Annotated in this window: 19 protein-coding genes; 13 read left to right on the plus strand and 6 right to left on the minus strand. The window is 56.6% G+C overall.

Going from position 1 to position 20,346, the window contains the following annotated elements; genetic code table 11:
• Window positions 1-77 precede the first annotated feature (77 nt).
• The 5 genes from dapA (at window position 78) to ACXKZG_RS06040 (ending at window position 5,918) form a co-directional block, all read left to right on the plus strand.
• Complete coding sequence (gene dapA / locus ACXKZG_RS06020; protein ID WP_013203354.1) at window positions 78-956, plus strand: 4-hydroxy-tetrahydrodipicolinate synthase; 879 nt, start codon at window positions 78-80, stop codon at window positions 954-956.
• 15 nt (window positions 957-971) lie between these two features.
• Window positions 972-2,006, plus strand: coding sequence for an outer membrane protein assembly factor BamC (gene bamC, locus ACXKZG_RS06025; RefSeq protein ID WP_013203353.1), 1,035 nt, complete (start codon window positions 972-974; stop codon window positions 2,004-2,006).
• A gap of 129 nt (window positions 2,007-2,135) precedes the next feature.
• Window positions 2,136-2,849, plus strand: coding sequence for a phosphoribosylaminoimidazolesuccinocarboxamide synthase (purC, locus tag ACXKZG_RS06030; RefSeq protein WP_134822547.1), 714 nt, complete (start codon window positions 2,136-2,138; stop codon window positions 2,847-2,849).
• 172 nt (window positions 2,850-3,021) lie between these two features.
• Window positions 3,022-3,894 (plus strand): KPN_02809 family neutral zinc metallopeptidase, encoded by an 873-nt coding sequence (gene ypfJ / locus ACXKZG_RS06035; protein ID WP_105760887.1) that lies wholly within the window; start codon window positions 3,022-3,024, stop codon window positions 3,892-3,894.
• Between the two features lie 2 nt (window positions 3,895-3,896).
• The gene (locus ACXKZG_RS06040; protein ID WP_488875848.1) at window positions 3,897-5,918 is read left to right on the plus strand and encodes a tRNA(Met) cytidine acetyltransferase TmcA; all 2,022 of its coding nucleotides are present in this window, start codon (window positions 3,897-3,899) and stop codon (window positions 5,916-5,918) included.
• Between the two features lie 59 nt (window positions 5,919-5,977).
• On the opposite strand, the gene ACXKZG_RS06045 is transcribed toward ACXKZG_RS06040, so the two are convergent.
• The 3 genes from ACXKZG_RS06045 to ACXKZG_RS06055 are packed head-to-tail and all read right to left on the minus strand — an operon-like array spanning window position 5,978 to window position 7,673.
• Window positions 5,978-6,166, minus strand: coding sequence for a YpfN family protein (locus tag ACXKZG_RS06045; RefSeq protein WP_013203349.1), 189 nt, complete (start codon window positions 6,164-6,166; stop codon window positions 5,978-5,980).
• A 17-nt stretch (window positions 6,167-6,183) separates the two neighbouring features.
• The gene (gene dapE / locus ACXKZG_RS06050) at window positions 6,184-7,311 is read right to left on the minus strand and encodes a succinyl-diaminopimelate desuccinylase (protein ID WP_488875849.1); all 1,128 of its coding nucleotides are present in this window, start codon (window positions 7,309-7,311) and stop codon (window positions 6,184-6,186) included.
• Window positions 7,312-7,313: 2 nt separating this feature from the next.
• Window positions 7,314-7,673 (minus strand): ArsC family reductase, encoded by a 360-nt coding sequence (locus ACXKZG_RS06055; RefSeq protein ID WP_013203347.1) that lies wholly within the window; start codon window positions 7,671-7,673, stop codon window positions 7,314-7,316.
• Window positions 7,674-7,816: 143 nt separating this feature from the next.
• Between ACXKZG_RS06055 and ACXKZG_RS06060 the strand changes: the two genes are divergently transcribed.
• Window positions 7,817-8,011, plus strand: a complete 195-nt coding sequence (locus ACXKZG_RS06060; protein WP_013203346.1) for a hypothetical protein — start codon at window positions 7,817-7,819, stop codon at window positions 8,009-8,011.
• 38 nt (window positions 8,012-8,049) lie between these two features.
• Here ACXKZG_RS06060 and ACXKZG_RS06065 read toward each other — a convergent pair whose 3' ends face one another.
• Window positions 8,050-8,484 carry a GNAT family N-acetyltransferase gene (locus ACXKZG_RS06065; RefSeq protein WP_488876232.1) on the minus strand — a complete coding sequence of 145 codons (435 nt, stop codon included), beginning with the start codon at window positions 8,482-8,484 and terminating at the stop codon, window positions 8,050-8,052.
• Between the two features lie 213 nt (window positions 8,485-8,697).
• Here ACXKZG_RS06065 and ACXKZG_RS06070 point away from each other — a divergent pair, with 213 nt between their 5' ends.
• Window positions 8,698-8,745: a hypothetical protein gene (locus tag ACXKZG_RS06070; protein WP_225309844.1), complete on the plus strand. Its 48-nt coding sequence runs from the start codon at window positions 8,698-8,700 to the stop codon at window positions 8,743-8,745.
• An 85-nt stretch (window positions 8,746-8,830) separates the two neighbouring features.
• On the opposite strand, the gene acrD is transcribed toward ACXKZG_RS06070, so the two are convergent.
• Both acrD and narQ read right to left on the minus strand, forming a co-directional pair.
• A complete protein-coding gene (gene acrD, locus ACXKZG_RS06075) occupies window positions 8,831-11,947 on the minus strand; it encodes a multidrug efflux RND transporter permease AcrD (protein ID WP_346566325.1) in 3,117 nt (1,038 codons plus the stop codon).
• 262 nt (window positions 11,948-12,209) lie between these two features.
• Window positions 12,210-13,868: a nitrate/nitrite two-component system sensor histidine kinase NarQ gene (gene narQ, locus ACXKZG_RS06080; RefSeq protein ID WP_488875850.1), complete on the minus strand. Its 1,659-nt coding sequence runs from the start codon at window positions 13,866-13,868 to the stop codon at window positions 12,210-12,212.
• Between the two features lie 379 nt (window positions 13,869-14,247).
• Between narQ and ACXKZG_RS06085 the strand changes: the two genes are divergently transcribed.
• The 6 genes from ACXKZG_RS06085 to ACXKZG_RS06110 all read left to right on the plus strand — a co-directional run bounded on the left by ACXKZG_RS06085 (window position 14,248) and on the right by ACXKZG_RS06110 (window position 20,345).
• Complete coding sequence (locus ACXKZG_RS06085) at window positions 14,248-14,523, plus strand: YdgH/BhsA/McbA-like domain containing protein (protein WP_013203341.1); 276 nt, start codon at window positions 14,248-14,250, stop codon at window positions 14,521-14,523.
• Window positions 14,524-14,842: 319 nt separating this feature from the next.
• The gene (gene ansP / locus ACXKZG_RS06090) at window positions 14,843-16,312 is read left to right on the plus strand and encodes an L-asparagine permease (protein WP_013203339.1); all 1,470 of its coding nucleotides are present in this window, start codon (window positions 14,843-14,845) and stop codon (window positions 16,310-16,312) included.
• A 324-nt stretch (window positions 16,313-16,636) separates the two neighbouring features.
• Window positions 16,637-17,410 carry an ATP-binding cassette domain-containing protein gene (locus tag ACXKZG_RS06095; protein ID WP_041692094.1) on the plus strand — a complete coding sequence of 258 codons (774 nt, stop codon included), beginning with the start codon at window positions 16,637-16,639 and terminating at the stop codon, window positions 17,408-17,410.
• Between the two features lie 33 nt (window positions 17,411-17,443).
• A complete protein-coding gene (locus tag ACXKZG_RS06100; protein WP_488875851.1) occupies window positions 17,444-18,427 on the plus strand; it encodes an autoinducer 2 ABC transporter substrate-binding protein in 984 nt (327 codons plus the stop codon).
• A complete protein-coding gene (locus ACXKZG_RS06105) occupies window positions 18,427-19,404 on the plus strand; it encodes an ABC transporter permease (protein ID WP_245174164.1) in 978 nt (325 codons plus the stop codon). Before ACXKZG_RS06100 ends, ACXKZG_RS06105 begins: the two co-directional genes overlap by 1 nt.
• Entirely contained in the window at window positions 19,401-20,345 is a 945-nt protein-coding gene (locus ACXKZG_RS06110) for an ABC transporter permease (protein ID WP_134822541.1), read from the plus strand. Before ACXKZG_RS06105 ends, ACXKZG_RS06110 begins: the two co-directional genes overlap by 4 nt.
• The last annotated feature ends 1 nt before the right edge of the window (window position 20,346 follow it).

Below are 20,346 nucleotides of genomic sequence, written 5' to 3' on the forward strand. Positions count from 1 at the left end.
CCTGGGGGGCTTGTCTGCTTGCTTTTAGAGTGCCGTAAACCGTACCATGAAGGACTTGTTTGTGGAGGGGATGGCTAATGTTCACGGGAAGTATTGTTGCACTCGTCACGCCGATGGATGACAAAGGGTTTGTCTGCCGTGCGAGTTTGAAAAAACTGATTGATTATCATGTTGCCAGCGGAACCGCGGCAATTGTCTCAGTAGGGACTACCGGTGAATCCGCCACATTAAGCCATGACGAACATGGTGACGTGGTGATGATGACGCTGGAACTGGCCGACGGCCGCATTCCGGTGATCGCCGGAACCGGCGCTAACGCCACCGCTGAAGGGATTGCTCTGACCAAACGCTTTGAAAAAAGCGGCGTGGTAGGCTGCCTGACCGTGACGCCATACTACAACCGTCCCACTCAGGAAGGGCTGTATCAGCACTTCAAAGCCATTGCTGAAAGCACCGATTTGCCGCAAATGCTGTATAACGTCCCGTCACGTACGGGTTGCGATATGCTGCCAGAAACGGTGGGTCGCCTGGCGAAAATAAAAAATATTATCGGAATCAAAGAGGCTACCGGGAACTTATCGCGGGTTAGTCAGATCCAAGAGCTGGTTGATGAAGATTTCATCCTGGTAAGTGGCGACGATGCGACTTCCCTCGACTTCATGCAGCTTGGCGGACAGGGCGTAATCTCTGTGACGGCAAACATTGCCGCGCGTGAAATGGCAGAATTGTGCAAACTGGCCAGCCAGGGCAATTTTACCGAAGCGCGACGCCTTAATCAGCGCCTGATGCATCTGCATCAGAAGCTATTCATTGAGCCTAATCCTGTCCCGGTTAAATGGGCTGCTAAGCAGTTAGGATTAATTGCAACCGACACGCTGCGTCTGCCGATGACGCCGATGACTGATGCCGGTCGTCCGGTTGTTGAGCAGGCACTGAAAAGCGCAGGTCTGCTGTAAATTTAGGGAGTTTTAATGGCTTATTCAGTACAAAAGTCCACGGTAGCAAAAGTGGTAGGGCTTTCTTTGGTGATGCTGCTGGCAGCATGTTCCAGCGACCAGCGTTACAAGCGTCAGGTCAGCGGCGATGAATCTTATCTGAAAGCGGCTGATGTAAGCGATCTGCACGCCCCGGCAGGGATGGTGATGCCGTTGCAGAATGGCGATTTCGACATTCCTTCCGCCAGCACCACCGGCGCGATTGGTAAGCAGCTGGACATCCGTCCACCGGCTCAGCCACTGGCGTTGATGAACGGCACCCGGACGCAGTTTGCCGGTAATTCTGGCGTCCTGTTACTGGACAGCGCGCGTACCGGTTCACTGTGGCCGCAGGTTGTCGATGTGGTGCAGGCGAAGAATTACCCGATTGCCAGCCGGACTGATGCCACCCAGACGCTGACCACCGATTGGGTGCAGTGGAACCGTGCTGATGAAGATCACCAGTATCGTGGCCGCTACCAGATCAGCGTGCAGCAGCAGGGTTATCAGCAGGCATTGTCGGTCAAACTGCTGGAACTGCAGCAGGAAGGCAAAGGCGTGAACTCACCGGTCCAGCTGCAGCGCTACACCGCGCAGATGCTGAACGAGCTGAGCAGCGGTCTGGATAAAAACGAAACCTCGCGTGAAAACGCAGCGGCCAAACGCAGTTCCGCGCAGATTGACGTGCAGAGCGGCGCAGATGATACCGGCTTGCCGGATCTGATTGTTCGCGCACCGTTCAACACCGTGTGGGAACGTCTGCCAGCAGCCCTGCAACGCGCAGGCTGGAAAGTCACCGATACTAACCGTTCTCAGGGCAGCCTGAACGTGACTTACAAAACGCTGGGCAGTGATGAGTGGGACGCGCTGGGCGCGAAAGATCCGGGTCTGACCAACGGCGATTATAAGCTGCAGGTCGGCGATCTGGATAACCGCAGCAGCCTGCAGTTCCTCGATCCTAAAGGTCATACGTTGACCCAGTCGCAAAATGACGCGCTGGTTGCCGTATTCAACGCAGCCTTTAGCAAGTAAACCTTAAGGCCGGATCTCTCCGGCCTTTTTTATTCCTCTGTACGTAAACGATTGCTTCGATTTTTTCGCCACAGAGAATAAACTGGTCACAGCACAATTTTCCCCGTTCTATTTTTGGAGTTTAAGAAGATGCAAAAGCAAGCTGAGTTGTATCGCGGCAAAGCGAAAACCGTTTACAGCACCGAAAACCCGGATCTGTTGGTACTCGAATTCCGCAACGATACGTCAGCACTGGACGGTGAACGTATCGAACAGTTTGATCGCAAAGGAATGATTAACAATAAGTTTAACCATTTCATCATGACTAAACTGCAGGAAGCCGGTATCCCAACGCAGATGGAAGCGCTGCTGTCTGATAACGAATCGCTGGTCAAAAAGCTGGATATGGTGCCGGTTGAGTGCGTGATGCGTAACCGTGCCGCTGGCTCGCTGGTGAAGCGTCTGGGCGTGGAAGAGGGAATGATCCTCAACCCACCGCTGTTTGACCTGTTCCTGAAGGATGATGCCAAGCACGATCCGATGGTTAACGAATCCTACTGCGAAACCTTTGGTTGGGTGAACAAAGAGAATCTGGCCCGTATGCGTGAGCTAACCTACAAAGCGAACGAAGTACTGAGCAAGCTGTTCTCCGATGCTGGACTGATCCTGGTGGACTTTAAGCTGGAGTTTGGTCTGTTCAATGGCGAAGTGGTGCTGGGCGATGAGTTCTCGCCGGACGGCGCGCGCCTGTGGGATAAAGACACCCTGAACAAGATGGACAAAGACCGTTACCGCCAGAGTCTGGGCGGCCTGATCGAAGCCTATGAAGAAGTTGCTACCCGTCTGGGTGTGAAGCTCGACTAAGATTTGTGGCTGCGGCGCTCATACCGCAGCCTTTCTTTTCCCTCGCATTGCCCGTATTCTCCCCGCCTGATTCACTCAAATCGCAGGTTACGCCCGGTTAACTGGTGTTACCCGAGACACACGTCTAAAATCAATCTGACAGCCGTGAAATGGATATAACGAGAGGTAAGGTATGCGTTGGCAAGGGCGCCGCGAGAGCGACAATGTGGAAGATCGCCGTGATGATTCTGGTTCGTCGCCATCAATGGGGGCGGGAAGAATGCGCATTCCCCGGGGCAAAGGCGGCATCATTCTGCTGATTGTGGTGGTGATCGCCAGCTACTATGGCTATGACCTTAGCCCGTTGCTGACCGGTGAAAGCAGCAGCGTTTCTCAGCCAGCCCCGCAACGCCAGAGCAGCATCAAGCCGCAGCAGGATGAAGCGGCCAAATTTACCTCAGTGATCCTTGCCACCACGGAAGATACCTGGCAGCAGCTTTTTCAGAAAATGGGTAAAACCTATACGCCACCCAAACTGGTGATGTATCGCGGGGCCACCCGCACAGGTTGTGGTACCGGTCAGTCAGTGATGGGGCCTTTTTACTGCCCGGCTGATACCACGGTTTACATTGACCTGTCGTTTTACGATGAAATGAAAAACAAGCTGGGGGCGGACGGAGATTTCGCCCAGGGATATGTTATTGCTCATGAAGTGGGTCACCACGTACAGAGATTGTTGGGCATTGAGCAAAAAGTCCGCCAGATGCAGCAGGGTGCAAGCCAGACTCAGGCTAATCAGCTTTCGGTGAAAATGGAGTTACAGGCGGACTGCTTTGCGGGCGTGTGGGGTTACTACATGCAAAAGCAAAATATCCTTGAACCTGGCGATTTGCAGGAAGCGCTTAACGCCGCTGAAGCGATCGGTGACGATCGTCTGCAACAGCGTGGTCAGGGCCGGGTAGTACCGGACAGCTTTACCCACGGGACGTCAGAGCAGCGTTACAGCTGGTTCAAAAAAGGGTTTGATAGCGGTAATCCGGGCCAGTGCGACACCTTTAGTCGCTGATTATGGCCGGGGTTAACGACACACTACGTCATAGCGAACATCTCAGGCAGCACGGGCTGCGGCAAATCCTGGTGATCAGCGGCGACGATAGCTGGTGCCAGCATCAGGCCGAGCAGTGGATGGCCTGGTTACCAGGCGACTGGATGTGGCTGGGCGATGCACCCCACAGTCCGCTGAACTGCGCGCCGGCGGCGGCAAGAACCCTGCTGGGGCGCGAGTTTCTGCACGCGGTGTTTGATGCCCGCAGCGGTTTTCATGCCGAAGCGCTGGCCGCACTTTCCGGCACGCTAAAAGCGGGCAGCTGGCTGCTGATGCTGGTGCCTGACTGGTCGCGTTGGGCCACCTTACCAGACACCGATTCATTGCGCTGGAGCGAACAGGCTTCGGCCATTCCTTCATTTAATTTTATCCGTCGTTTTCAGCAACTGGTTGAGCAGGACGACAGCATTGCGCTGCTCCAGCAGCATCAGTCATTCACCTTACCGTCTCTGCCCACATCGCCAGCCTGGCAGCCTGATGATACGTCACAGCAGCAGGCGGTGCTTGATGCGTTGCTGGCAAGCGAACCCGGTATCTCTGTGATTACTGCACCGCGCGGCAGAGGAAAGTCTGCGCTGGCCGGGCTGCTGGCGGCACGCTGGCCAGGGCGTTGCCTGATGACCGCACCGGCCAAAGTGGCCACCGAAGTGCTGGCAGAATTCGCCGGCGACGCTTTTGAGTTTATCGCACCGGACCGGCTGCTGGCTCTCAGCCCTGAACAGCGGCCGCAGCCGATCGACTGGCTGCTTGTGGACGAAGCCGCAGCCATACCGGCGCCGATCCTGCGGCAGCTGGTGGCGCTGTATCCCCGCGTGTTGCTGACCTCAACCTTGCAGGGTTACGAAGGCACCGGTCGCGGCTTTATGCTGAAATTCTGTGCCAGCCTGCCGCAGGTGACGCTGCTCAAACTGGATCAGCCGCTGCGCTGGTCAGCCGATGATCCGCTGGAGCGCTTTATTAATCAGGCGCTGCTAATTGCGGAAGCGGAGCCAGAGCAAAGCACCCTGCCGCTGCAATTTTCGTTCCCTGAGCAATCAGCATGGCTGACTCAGCCGGAACAATTGTCCGCCATGTACCAGCTGCTGGCGAGCGCCCACTATCGTACTTCGCCGCTGGATTTACGGCGGATGATGGATGCGCCAGGCATGCATTTCAGCCTGGCATCGCAGGGCAATACCGTGCAGGGCGCGATGATACTGGTTGATGAAGGTGGTTTGACTGCCGCTCTGTCCGAGGCGGTCTGGGCCGGCTTTAGGCGTCCCCGGGGAAATCTGGTGGCGCAGTCTCTTGCCGCTCATGGTGGCTGGCCCGCAGCCGCCCAGCTTCGTTCCCGGCGTATCAGTCGGATTGCCATTGCACCTGAACGGCGGCGCCAGGGCATCGGCCGTCAAATGGTGGAACGGAGCAGGGAAGATGCCGACGGGCTGGATTATTTGTCGGTCAGCTTTGGGTATACCGCAGAGCTTTGGGCCTTCTGGCAATCCTGCGGCTTTAAGCTGATGCGGCTGGGCAGCCAGCGTGAAGCCAGCAGCGGCTGTTTTACGGCGATGGCGATCCTGCCATTAAGTGAACCGGCTGAACAGCTGCAGGCCTGTGCCGAAAAAAGGCTTCAACGCGACTGGCCGTGGTTACAGCGACTTGTTCCCGGCATCGCACTGCAACTGCCTGAGGCGGACGATCGGCAGCTGAATGAAGAAGACTGGCGCGAGCTGGCAGGCTTTGCCTGGGGCCACCGTCCGTTTGAAGCCAGCTTTGGCGCGCTGGGGCGGCTGGTCAGCCAGTGCCAGAGCGATCTGCCGTTGCTTAACGGGGCGATGGTGGCGGAGAAGTCAGCAGCGGAACTCAATCAGCACTTTGGCCTGTCTGGCCGCAAGGCACTGCTGGCCGGGTGGCGGCAGGAGACGCAAAGAGCGTTAACGGGCCTGGATGCCGCAGCCAGCGAACGCTGGCAGAGCGTGATAGAGGCAATCAAAGCATTATCGTAATTCAGGAAAGTGAGCGGGTCGAACCGGAAGGGTAAAGCAGGGGCCAAAGCCCCTGCGATTTATTTCTTTTTCGGCAGGTCGTCGTCGTCATCCCACTTGTCGTTAAAATCCCGATGCGGTGGCAAATCCGGTTTGTTCGCCATATATTTTTTCGGATCGATGCGCTTCAGATCTTTATAGACGTTCATCAGCACGCCTACCATCAGCACAATCACCAACAGCCACCAATACTCTTTCAGCCATTCCATATTCTCACCTTATTCGCTTAAGCGATTAGCTGTTCCATAATCCGCTGGTACATGCGGCTCAGCAATTGCAGGTCGGCGGCTTTGACACACTCATTGATTTTATGAATGGTGGCATTCACCGGACCCAGTTCAACCACCTGCGCACCCATTCGGGCGATAAAACGACCGTCTGAAGTGCCGCCGGTGGTCAGCAACTGCGGTTTAATTTCATTATAGTGCTCAACGGCATTTACTACCGCATCGACCAACTTACCGCGAGACGTCAGGAACGGCTGGCCGGAAACATTCCACTCCAGCGTGTAACGCAGCTGGTGACGATCCAACAGCTCCTGCACTTTCTGCTTAATCATTACGTCCGTCAGCTCGGTGCTGAAGCGGAAGTTAAACTGCACTAAGCATTCACCGGGGATCACATTGTTGCTGCCGGTTCCGGCCTGCACGTTGGCAATCTGCATACTGGTCGGCGGGAAGAATTCATTGCCCTGGTCCCACTCGGTGGCGACCAGCTCATTGAGCGCCGGCAGCGCGCGGTGAACCGGGTTGTCGGCCAGATGAGGATAGGCCACGTGCCCCTGAACGCCATGCACGGTCAGATTGGCGGTCATCGATCCGCGGCGGCCATTTTTCACCACGTCGCCGACGATTTCGGTGCTGGACGGTTCGCCGACCAGACAGTAATCCATGCGCTCTTTGCGCGCCATTAGCGCTTCAACCACTTTCACCGTGCCATTGGTGGCACTGGCTTCTTCATCTGAGGTGATCAGAAATGCCAGACGACCTTTATGGTTCGGATTACTGGTCACGAAGCGCTCAGCCGCAACAATCATCGCTGCCAGCGAGCCTTTCATATCGGCTGCGCCGCGCCCGTAAAGCATGCCATCACGGATGGTCGGTTCAAACGGCGGGTTGATCCAGCGGCTGGCATCGCCGGTTGGCACCACGTCGGTATGCCCGGCAAAGGCCAGCGTTTCGCCCTGGCCACGCCACGCCCAGACATTGAGGGTATCGCCAATGTTCATCGGCTCAATAGTGAAGCCAAGCGCCTTAAGGCGTTCGATCAAAATAGCCTGACAGCCGGCATCATCCGGGCTGAGGGAAGGGCGACGAATAAGCTGCTGCGTCAGCTCAATGACCGGACAAAACATAATCAGGACTTCTCCGAAATAAATGGCTGGTAGGTTGCTTCACTAAAGCCCAGCAGCATAGAGCCGTCTGCGCTGCAGAGCAACGGGCGTTTGATGATTGCCGGCTGTTCCAGCATCAGTTCGCGAGCAGTTGCCGCATTATTCACCCCATTGCGCGTTTCTTCGCTGAGCTTGCGCCACGTGGTGCCACGGGTATTCAGCAAGGCTTCCCAGCCCAGCACGTCGATGAAGCCCTGTAAGGTTGCGCTGTCCAGGCCATCGGCACGGTAGTCATGAAACTGATAGGCCACCGCCTCAGCTTCCAGGTACTTTCGCGCCTTCTTAATGGTGTCGCAATTTTTGATGCCGTACATTGTAAGCATGACGGTTCCCTTCTTTTTTCTGTGGGTTTCAACTATATTCGATACTGTTCAGGCGGTTAGTCTACAACGGATACGCCTGCGAGGCAGCAGGGAAGCACAGAATATCATCACCCAGACAGAGACTTAGCGTAAGGAGGGACAATATGAACTATATGAAAGCGTCTTCCGCCCATTCGGTTGAAGAGACACAATCAATGATCGTGATCGTGCGGAAGAAAACCAGCCGGTGTGATGAGTTCAATCACATCGTTGAGGCGGTGATGCTGGACCATCCCGATGCCAAAACGCATATCGACAGCGAGAGCGGCGGCTACGATAAAGTGATAGTTCTGAAATAACAGTGGACGTGGATGGGGGGCGCAGGGCCCCCCAGGTTCTATCCGCTGACGAATCCCTTCTCCTGCAACCTCAGTAATGCCGTCCCTTCTGCATAAATCATCCCGGTTGTTAATGGCGCATAGCCCAGTTTCTTATAGAAGCTGATTTTGTCCGGCATTGAGTAGATAAAGATTTTTCCACAGGGCGCCAGCGCTTGCATAATCGCCGCCATCAATTGCCCGCCATAGCCCTTGCCCTGGAAAGAGGCGTCGACAATCACATCGGAAAGGTAGGAAGCATAGGTCATGTCGCTAATGGCATGCGCCGTCGCCATCAGCTTACCGTCTACGTAGCCAAACCAGACAAACTGCGAATGCTGATAGGCACGCTGAAGAGTGTGCGGATCGCGGCGGCTAAGGCCGGCGCGCTCGATAAGTTCGGCCAGTTCCTGCCAGTCGACGTCAGGCTTTTCGTAAGAGGTTGTCAGTACCATCTGAATCATGTTTTTCCCTCTGGTTTTCGAACGATAATCACGCTATTGATTAGTCTGCCAATGATAACGGCAGAACTGTGTCCTGCCACGCAAATTACAGTTTTGATCGAAACTGCCGATGGTATGGGTGAGCGAAAATGATTCACTTCGCCTTAGGATTAATCCTATAATGGACCCACAATAAAAGAGAGGTGATTTATGATTGATACAGAAATGGGGACCTGGAAAGACTTTATCGAAGCAATGTTAACGCGTAAATAACACCTTCTTTAAGTAAGGCGGATCGGGCAACACCGGCCACCTCCAGAACAGAAAAAGGCAGCACCTCGGTGCTGCCTTTGTTCGTTTATTTGCCGGGTTTTTCCTGTACCGGGAAGCGCCGTCTGACTAACACAAAGAACAGCGGGACAAAGAAGATCGCCAGCACCGTGGCGGAAATCATACCGCCCATCACGCCCGTGCCCACCGCATGCTGGCTACTGGAGCCGGCCCCGTTACTGATCACCATCGGCAACACGCCGAAGATAAAGGCCAGTGAGGTCATCAGAATCGGACGCAGACGCTGTTTCGAGGCTTCCAGGGTCGATTCCAGCAGATCCCGGCCTTTTGAATTGATTTCATTGGCGAATTCCACAATCAGAATGGCATTCTTCGCCGACAGGCCAATCACCGTCAACAGGCCAACCTGGAAGTAGACGTCATTTTCCAGACCGCGTGCCCAGGTGGCCACCAGCGCGCCGATCACGCCGAGCGGCACCACCAGCATCACTGAGAACGGAATCGACCAGCTCTCATACAGTGCCGCCAGACAGAGGAACACCACCAGCAGGGAAATGGCATACAGCGCAGGCGCCTGCGATCCGGACATCCGTTCCTGATAGGACGCCCCGGTCCATTGCAGGCCAAAGCCGGTAGGCAGTTTGCTGACCAGATTTTCCATCACGTCCATGGCGGTACCGGTACTGATCCCCTGACCGGATTCACCGACAATTTCCACCGCGGAATAGCCGTTATAGCGCTCCAGGCGTGGCGAACCGGTTTCCCAACTGGTGGTGGCAAAGGCGGTAAACGGCACCATGCCGCCGCTGCTGTTGCGCACGTACCACTTGCTGATGTCGTCCGGCAACATGCGGTATTTTGCTGCGGCCTGAACATAGACCTTCTTCACGCGGCCACGGTCAAGGAAATCGTTAACGTAGGTCGAGCCCCAGCCGGTCTGCAGGGTGTTATTGATATCATCAATGGAAACCCCCAGCGCCTGAGCTTTATGCTGGTCGACGTTAATCCGTAACTGCGGCGTATCATCCAGCCCGTTATGGCGCACGCGCACTAACGAGGCATTGCCCTCGGCGGCGGCCAGCAGCCGATCGCGCGCCTTCATCAACGCATCGTGGCCCAGGCCGGCGTGATCCTGCAATTCCATATCAAATCCGGCTGAGTTCCCCAGCCCGGTAATGGCCGGCGGGCTGCTGGCAATCACGCGGCCTTCTTTGATCTTTTTAAAGGCGGCCGTTGCCCGTTCAATGATCGCGAAGGAGGTGTTTTCGGCGCCTGGGCGGTCTCCCCAGTCTTTTAAGCGGACAAACATACGCGCCACGTTCTGACCATTCCCGCCCGGACCGGCACCAATGGTCGAGAACACCGACAGCACGTTGTTCTTCTCCTCGGTCAGATAGTACTGCTCAACCTTATTAACCACCTTATTGGTTTCCTGCAGCGTGGAACCCGGCGGTAACTGCACCTGGGTGGTGAACACGCCACGGTCTTCAAGCGGCAGGAAGGAGGTTGGCAGGCGCAGGAACATAAAGGCCATCCCGGCGATCAGCAGCACATACAGCACCATCCAGCGTCCGGCTTTGGCCAGAATTTTGCCCACGCCACGTTCATAGCGTTCGGCATTGCGGTTGAACATGCGGTTGAACCAGCCGAAGAACCCGCGGCGACCATGATGATGGCCCTTAGCGATAGGTTTAAGCAGCGTGGCGCACAGGGCAGGGGTCAGGATCATCGCCACCAGCACCGACAGCACCATGGCGGACACGATGGTCACCGAGAACTGACGGTAGATTGCTCCGGTGGTGCCGCCAAAGAAGGCCATCGGAATAAAGACCGCTGACAGCACCAGCGCAATCCCCACCAGCGCGCCCTGAATCTGTCCCATTGATTTTCGGGTGGCATCACGCGGCGAGAGTCCTTCCTCACTCATTATTCGCTCAACGTTCTCCACCACCACAATGGCGTCATCGACCAGCAGCCCGATTGCCAGCACCATGGCGAACATGGTCAGGGTGTTGATACTGAAACCGAAGGCAGACAGGATGGTAAAGGTCCCGAGCAACACCACCGGCACGGCGATGGTTGGGATCAGCGTGGCGCGGAAGTTCTGCATAAACAGATACATCACCACAAATACCAGGATCACCGCTTCAATCAGGGTTTTGACCACATCCTCAATCGACGCTTTAACAAACGGCGTGGTTTCATAAGCGACCTCTGCTTTCAGCCCGTGTGGGAAGAAGTGCGACAGCTCTTCAATACGGGCGCGCACCAGCTCATCGGTTTGCAGCTCATTCGCGCCGGACGCCAGCTTGATCCCCAGACCGGAGGCGGCCTGGCCGTTGTACTGGCTGAGGAAGTCATATTTCTCCGCGCCCAGTGCCACATCCGCCACGTCGCCGAGTTTGACTTCTGACCCGTCCTGGTTTACCCGCAGGGTGATATCACGGAACTGCTGCGGCGTGTTTAACAGGGATTGCGAGTTAATGGTGGCATTCAGCGCCTGGCGATCGACCGACGGCAGGCCGCCCAGCTGACCCACGGCCACCTGACTGTTTTGCGACTCAATCGCCGAAACTATATCCGAGGTGGTCAGGGCGTAATTGATCATCTTGTTGGGATCGAGCCAGATGCGCATCGCGTACTGCGAACCGTAAGCATCCACTTCGCCCACGCCATCAATACGGCTGAGTGGATCCTGCACGTTACTGGCGACGTAGTCGGAAATATCCTGCTTATCCATGCTGCCGTCGGTGGAGACGAACGCCACCATCAAAATATTGGTGTCACCGGTTTTGGTGACCGTGACGCCCTGGGTCTGCACGTCCTGCGGCAGCTTACGCAGCGCGGCCTGCAGCTGGTTCTGCACCTGCTGGCGCGCTTCATCCGGGTTGGTTCCGGCGGTAAAGGTCAGGGTGATGGTTGCCTGCCCGGTATTACTGCTCTGGGAAGACATGTACATCATGTTATCGATGCCCGTCATATTCTGTTCGATAACCTGGGTTACGGTATTCTCCAGCGTTTCGGCGGAGGCACCAGGATAGTTGGCAGTGATGCGGACGTTAGGCGGAGCCAGGTCGGGATATTGCTCAATGGGGAGTTTTAAAATAGCCAGTGTGCCGGTCAGGCAAAGTAAAATCGCTATCACCCACGCGAAGATCGGGCGATCGATAAAAAAATTCGCCATTGAATAAGGCTCCTGGCAAGTAATCGGGAAAGGAAATGCGCCGGCCTTATTCTTGGGCGCGGGCTTCTGAAATCCGGTCCGCCGCAAATTTTTCTAGTTTATTCAAACTGCTTCGGCAGCAAACACTTTACCCTCAGCATTGTGAAGAATCGTGGAGAAAATGAGGAGAAAGTGTAAATTATCGTGCTAATTCGTCCGCAGACGTACGCCGTCAGCCCTTGTGCCATCAGCAATATCTGATCTGACGACCGTGACCTCATCGCTATGCCGGGAAGCGTAATGAGACGGTGGTCCCCTGGTGGCCGGCGGAACAGATGGTTATGCCGCCGCGCAGGCTTTTGGCCCGTTCCTGCATAATCGACAGGCCGTAATGCCCGGGTGGCGAGGCCGCGTCGGCGATACCGACACCATCATCATGAATTTCAATCAGATTTTCTCCCGAATCCATGCGGCTGCAGCGGATCACAATCCGCGATGCCTGGGCATGACGAATCGCATTGAGCAGGGCTTCGCGCACGATTTGCAGCACATGAACCTGCTGTTGTGCCTCCAGGTGCTGTACTGCTGGCTCACTCTCTAACACGATTTCAGCGCTGGACTGCGTGCGCAGGGTGGCGATCGCCTGGCGCAGCGCGGTGGCTAAATCTGCGGGTTCAACCGACAGGCGGAAGGTGGTCAGTAACTCGCGCAGCTGAATATTCGCTTCGGTCAGGGCGCGATCGATCTCAGCCACAATCGCCAGCGCCGGTTCCGCCTTGCTATCGACCACCCGTTTTAATCTGGCGAGCTGAATGCGCAGATAGGCGAGGGACTGTGCCAGGGAATCATGCAGCTCGCGGGCGATGGTGGCGCGCTCCTCGATCACCAGAAGATGGTGAACTCTTTGCTGCGCGCGATCGAGTTGCAGCGAACGGGCCAGCATGGTGGCCAGTCCCTGCATCAGTTGCGGCTCACTGGTTGTTGCCTGCCAGCGTAATGCCGATGCGGGCTTCTCCGCCAGTGGCAGGCTGAGCCACGGCAGATGGGGATTCGGCTGGCCAGCGCTCAGCGTGCCGTGGGGATCGGCGCTCAGTTCAATCGCGCTGAGGCCTTGATGCTCAATGACTTTTTCCAGCACCTCCGGCCAGGCGTCGGCAGGATTCAGGTGGCGGTTAAGGGTTTCCGAGCAGTGATAAAGCAGCGCCAGATGGCGGTTAGCCTGACTCAGGTCGCTGGTTTTCTCTTTTACCGCCTGTTCGAGACGTTGCACCTGTTTATCCAGTTCAGCCGACATGCTGGTGAAGGCGCGGGCCAGCACGCCCAGTTCGTTGCTCAGTCCGGTATCCAGCGGCGCGTGCTGAAAATGGGCCTGCTCAATCTCATGGCTGGCGTTCACCAGCTTATTCAGCGGGATCACCACCTGGCGCTTCACCCGTCTTAACGTCAGAAACACCAGCAGGGCGATGGCGATAAAGCCGAGCAGGCTGACGCCGGCCACCAGTTTCATCTTCAGTTCGGCCCAGTGCTGCAGCGCCAGCACAAAGCGATCGATCTGCGCGACATATAAGGAGACGTTTTGCTGGTAGTGCTGAGTCTCTCCCGCCAGTAACGCCGGCTGCAGGCTCTGCCAGTCATGGAGCAGGGCATGATAGCGGGCCCGGACACTCTCCGGCACATAGGCCCGATCCAACGCTTTCAAAGGCGGCGCCTGCACGGATTTCTGATACGCGGCGATATCTTTCGGCAATTCAGACCGCTGGCTGGCAGCATCCCACGCCAGTCGATAGCTTTGCATCCGCAGGGATCCGGCAATGTTCACCGCTTCCGCATCGCGCAGGCTGGTGGAGAGCGTCAGCAGCGCCAGACCGGTCGACAGCACTGAAAGCAGGGCAATGGCGAACAGCGCGCGGGCGAGGCTGCCAGTGACGGAACGTTTAAACATCCGGCTTATCCTTTATCAGAGAGGCGGTCAGTATAGCCGCAACCCACAAGCAAAATACTGACCTGAAGCGGCTGCAAAAAAGAATGTTCAAAACGTGCGGTGTATCGCTTGAAGCGCCGTGGCAACCCGGATACAGTGGTTTCACTGCTTAAAATACCCGATTAAATGTATCTCCCCCGTGCGGTTTGACACCTCTGTTTACATCCCTGGTTAAATGTAACTTTTATTGACGCTTCTTAAGATAAATCCGCGATCTCTTCACAATCCTTAAACACCTTTACCCCTCGCTCACCCTGCTTTTCATTAGCACGGTCATAATTGATTCCGTAACCAACATCAACTTTCTGACGAATGATAACTTTCGACGAGGAAATCAATTATGAATATCAAAATACCTGCGCTTGTCGCCGCCACCCTTTTAGCTGCAACCTCTTTCTCAGCATTGGCCGCTACTCAGGTCGATGCACAGCAGAGCCAGAATCTGCAATCAATGGGTACGGTGTCCGTCTCGGCCGTTAGCGGTTCGCTGGATGACGCAACCCATCAGCTTTCTCAGAAAGCATCTGAAATGGGCGCCACGCACTATCGTGTTATCCGCGCTGATACCCCGGGTGATTCAAGCCTGTGGAGCGGTAACGCAGAGATTTACCGTTAAGCTGTACCCTCTCCGTTTTATCCCTGTGTAGCCTTAGTGATTTCACTGAACCGACCGCCCTTTGCGGTCGGTTTTTTTATGCGCCATCCGGCAAAAATTACAAAAGCTCACGATTTCACGCGCGGAACTTTTGCGTCAGCTTTCCAGAACGGTTAGGATGCATCGCCGCAATTTTGCCGCTTCCGCTAAGAATATAATTACAGGAAGTCGGCTTTTGCCCAGACGTTTGTGCTGCGACGCAATCGTTTGGTTGGCGACAGACATCAGGATACCTGGGACGGGTAACCGTAATACTGTGGACAGGATAATAGGAAAGAAAATGAAAGCTGATAAAACAGCGGTCGCAGACAAACGCGCCGCAAGAAGACGTTGGTTAAATTCTCATGACTCTGGCTATCACAAGGCCATGGATAATCGTCACGTTCAGATGATTGCGATTGGTGGGGCGATAGGTACAGGACTGTTTCTTGGTGCGGGAGCCCGTCTGCAGATTGCCGGCCCGGCGCTGGCAATCGTCTATTTAGTGTGTGGCATCTTCTCCTTCTTTATCCTGCGTGCGCTGGGTGAGTTGGTTCTTCACCGCCCATCAAGCGGCAGCTTTGTTTCCTATGCGCGTGAATTCCTCGGCGAAAAAGCTTCCTACGTGGCGGGCTGGATGTACTTCGTCAACTGGGCGATGACCGGTATCGTGGATATCACGGCGGTGGCGCTGTATATGCACTACTGGGGCGCGTTCGGCGATGTGCCGCAGTGGGTGTTCGCGCTGGGCGCGCTGGCGATTGTCGGCACCATGAACATGATCGGCGTAAAGTGGTTCGCCGAAATGGAGTTCTGGTTCGCGCTGATCAAGGTACTGGCTATCGCCATCTTCCTGATTGTCGGCGTGGTGTTCCTTGGCACCGGTAAACCGCTGGACGGCAACTCAACCGGCTTCCACCTGATCACCGATAACGGCGGTTTCTTCCCGCACGGTCTGTTACCGGCGCTGGTGCTGGTGCAGGGTGTGGTCTTCGCCTTTGCCTCCATTGAACTGGTGGGGACGGCGGCCGGCGAATGTAAAGACCCGAAAACCATGCTGCCGAAGGCTATTAACAGCGTGATCTGGCGTATTGGCCTGTTCTACGTTGGCTCGGTGGTGCTGCTGGTGCTGTTACTGCCGTGGAATGCTTACCAGGCAGGACAGAGTCCGTTCGTGACCTTCTTCTCGAAACTGGGCGTGCCTTACGTTGGCAGCATCATGAATATCGTGGTGCTGAGCGCGGCGCTGTCCAGCCTGAACTCCGGCCTGTACTCCACCGGCCGCATTCTGCGTTCGATGTCGATGGGCGGCTCGGCACCTAAGTTCATGTCAAAAATGAGCGGTCAGCAGGTGCCTTATATGGGCATCCTGGTGACGATTGGCGTCTATATTATTGGGGTTTACCTCAACTATATCGTGCCATCGCGCGTGTTTGAGATCGTGCTGAATATCGCTTCACTGGGCATCATCTCTTCCTGGGGCTTTATCGTGGTTTGCCAGATGCGTCTGCGTAAAGCGATCAAAGAAGGGAAAGCGGAAGACGTCAGCTTCAAAATGCCGTGGGCACCGTTCACCTCATGGCTGACCCTGGTGTTCCTGGCCAGCGTGCTGGTGCTGATGGCGTTTGATTACCCTAACGGGACTTACACCATTGCCGCCGTGCCGCTGATTGCGTTGATCCTGATCCTCGGCTGGTTTGGCGTGCGCAAGCGCGTGCATGCGGTGGCGCAAACCGAGCATGCACCGGTGAAGGAAACCTCAGCGAAGTAATCCTGAGACGTTCAGAAAAAGGCGGCCTTTTACAGGTCGCCTTTTTTTATGCCCGTGCCTCACACTGGCGCAATTATGCACAACGATGTCGCATCCTTGATTTAACACGGAAAATTCCCGCTGCTGACACGTGAACCGGTTTACCAGACCATTCACAAATTAGTGCAGGGTTTTCAGTCGCCTGGCTTTTATATTTGTCATAACCCCTCTGAACTGGCACGCGAACTGCTTAATAATCCTCCATAAGACCACCGCCGTAAGCCCGGGATGTTGAAAAGGGGTAAACCGGTTTACTCGTTTATTGCCAGCATCAGGGAAACCGTTATGGGTGACGTTTTGGTTAAAGCTACCAACATTACCAAGCGCTTTGGCGCGCTGACCGCGCTCAACGGCGTCAACATGGAGATCAACCGGGGAGAGGTGCTTGCGCTGCTAGGGGATAACGGCGCCGGAAAGTCGACCTTTACCAAAGTCCTGTCGGGTGCCTACAGCGCCACGGAAGGCGAGCTGGTTGTTTCCGGTAAAAGCGTGCGTTTCTCCTCGCCGAAAGAGGCGTCCGACTGCGGCATCGCCACCATTTATCAGGAGCTGGCGCTGGCGGAAAACCTGTCGATTGCCGAAAACGTCTTTCTCGGTCGCGAGTTGAAACGGCAGGTGCTGGGCATCCCATTTTTACGTATGCAGGCGATGCGTGAACGGGTGCAACAGCTGCTGGCCGAACTGGATGCGCATATCTCCGATGCAGAAGCGCCGGTAGGCAGTCTGTCAGGCGGTCAGCGTCAGGCGGTGGCGATCTGCCGCGCGCTGAATCTCAATGCCCAACTGGTGATCATGGACGAACCGACCGCCGCGCTGGCGGTAGCCGAAACCCGCAAGGTGCTTTCACTGACGCGGCGGCTGGCCGAGCGTAACTGTGGCGTGGTGCTGATCAGCCATAACATCAGCGACGTGTTTGAAGTGGCCGATCGCATGGTGGTTTTCCGCCGTGGCCGCAAAATTGCCGAACGGCGACGGGAAGAGACCTCGCCGGATGAAATCGTCTCGCTGATCACCGGCGCGCATCCCGATGCGCGCGCCTTTGAACAACGCCGTGACTAACCAATCGTTCCTTTCTCTGGGTGGAATTTAACTATGTTGAAACGCGTCACTCTTACACTGCTTGCGTCTTCTGTTTACCTTGTCAGCCAGTTGGTCAGCGCTGCCGACAAACCGAACGTGGCCTTTGTGCCGCAGATAGTCGGCATTCCGTACTTCCAGGCGATGCAGGACGGTGGCAACCGTGCGGCGAAGGAACTGGGCGTCGATTTTATCTATTCCGGCCCGGTGGACACCAACCCGATGGATCAGCTGCAAATCGTGCAGAACCTGATTGCGCAGGGCGTAAAGGCCATCTCGGTCAGCGTGCTGGATGCTTCCAGCCTGGCCCCGGTGGTTGAACAGGCCAAATCACGCGGCATCTCGCTGTACACCAGCGACAGCGATGCGCCGGACAGCGGCCGGGCGGTCTATGTTGCCCAGGCCACGGACCAGGGATTGGGCGAAAGCATCATTGATGAGATGGTTAAACGGGTAGGCGATCGCGGCAAAATTGGCATCGTCTCTGGCGAAGCGACCGCATCGAATCTCAATGCCTGGATCGGTTTTATGCAGGCGAGGGTGAAAGCGAAATACCCGAACGTTACCTTACTGGCACCGCAGTTTGCCGGTGGCACCGCCAGTCGTGCGGCACAAATCTCCACCGATTTGATGTCTTCCAATCCTGACCTGAAAGGCATTATTGCCGTCGCGTCCACCACCTGCCCTGGCGTGGCGCAGGCCATCGAAACCGCCGGGAAAATCGGCAAGGTGATTGGCGCAGGCTACTGCAGCCCGAACACCGCGCGCGCCTATCTGAAGAGCGGCGCCTTTGGTTACAGCGTGCTGTGGGACCCGGAGAAACTGGGCTACCTGACCGTCTGGGCTGGCAAAGCGCTGATCGACGGCAAAAAATTTGCGGCGGAAAACCGCGTGCCGGGCTTTGCCGAGCCGGTCCGCTATGACAGCAAAACCGGTATCCTGCTGCTGGGTGCTCCTGCGGTCTTCACCAAAGATAACGTCGATCAGTATCACTTCTGATGAGCATGCAACTTAAAGGAACCCTGTGGCGCTGGTCGGCGCGTGAAATCACCCTTGCCATCGTCTGCCTGCTGGCCTGCGCGATCTTCTCACTGGCCTCGCCCTGGTTTGCCACCGTCGACAACCTGGGCACGGTATTGCGTAACAGCGTTGAGCTGCTGCTGATTGGTTTGGGAATGACGTTGATTCTGGCGATGGGCGGCGTCGATGTTTCCGTCGGCGTGGTGATGGGGCTGGCGGCCTGGGGCGTGGGACAGTTATTGGGGGCGAACGCGGTGTTGGCCGCAGCGATTGCCGGCCCGCTGATTGGCATGCTGGTCGGTGCCTTTACGGCGGTGGTGGTGGTGTTGGGACGCATCCCGGCCATTGTCGGCACGCTGGGTTTGTACGGCGTCTACCGCACCGCCATTTTTGCCTTACTCGGCGGTCAGTGGTTATCGGGTCTGCCCGATGGGCTGACGCGTTGGGTGGATGGCCGCTTGCTTGGCCTGCCGCTGATGGCGTGGCTGATAGCGCTGGCTTATCTGCTGGTCTGGCTGGCGTTGCGGCGCACGGCCTATGGCCCGCATCTGCTGGCGATTGGCCATTCGGAAGAGAAAGCCCGCCTGTCCGGCGTACCGGTCACCCGGGTGCGCTTTATCACCTTTATGTTGAGCGGCCTGCTGTGCGGGCTGGCAGCCACCTTTTATGTGGCCACCTACCGCAACGTGGAGATGACCGTCGGCAGCACGCTGGCGCTGGAAGCCATTGCGGCGGTGGTGCTGGGCGGAACCCGCATCACCGGTGGGCAGTGCAGTTTGTTGGGCACGGTGTTAGGCGTTCTGCTGCTGCGGATTTTGCAAAACGGCCTGCTGCTGGTGGGCGTGCCGTCGCTGTGGCAGACGGTGGTGACGGGCGTGTTGTTATTGCTGGTGTTGAGTGCGGAAGTGATTAGCGGACGCGTAAACCTGAATGGACTGAAGCGGGGAAGGGCATGAAATTTTTACGTGCGCATCTGGTGGCCTCTCTGCTGGTGTTGTTGTGGTGTCTGCTGTTGGGCACGGTATTGATTCTGCAACCCGGCATGCTGGACCCGATAACCCTGACCACCATCCTGCAATTTGCCACCGTACTGGCGCTGGTGGCATTAGGCCAGGCGCTGGTGGTGCTGGCCGGCGGCGCCGGGATCGATTTGTCGGTCGGTGGCAACGTTTCGCTCTCGGCAGTGGCGGGCATGATGGCGCTGCATGCCGGTTTACCGCCGGTGCTGCTGCCGGTTATTTGCCTGCTCTGCGGTTTCCTGCTTGGCCTGTTCAACGGCTATCTGGTGGCGAAGCTAAAAATCTGGCCGCTGATCGTCACGCTGGGCACGTTCTACGCCTGGTCCGGTCTGGCACTGGCGCTGACCGGCGGGGCCGCCCAATCCGGCGTCCCGCGCGATATTTTGCCGTGGGGACGCGGCGTACTGGCGGCCATTCCGCTGCCGTTCCTCTGCTGTGTGATCCCCGCGTTTGTTATCGCCTGGGCAATCCTGCGCTTTACCAGCTGGGGCCGATGGATTTATGCGATGGGATTCAACGAACGTTCGGCCAGGCTGGTGGGCATTCCTGTCGATCGTCTGCGCATGCTGGTGTACGGCATTTGCGGTGCGCTGGCGGGCTGTGCCGGATTTATTACTCTGGCCTGGCTGGGCAGCGGACGCCCCAATGTCGGCGTGAATCTGGAGCTGGAATCGCTGACCGCCGCGCTGTTGGGTGGCATGGCGATCTTTGGTGGCCGGGGCGGTGTGGTGGGCGTGTTTGCCGCCACCCTGTTGCTGGTGGCGATCAAAACCAGCCTGTTGCAGTTTGGCATCAATACGGTCTGGCAAGTGGGCGTGGTAGGGGTGTTACTGATCGCCGTGCTGCTGGCCGACCGCTTCTCATCTTACCGGAGATAAT

This window comes from Erwinia sp. 2186 (genome assembly GCF_057812255.1).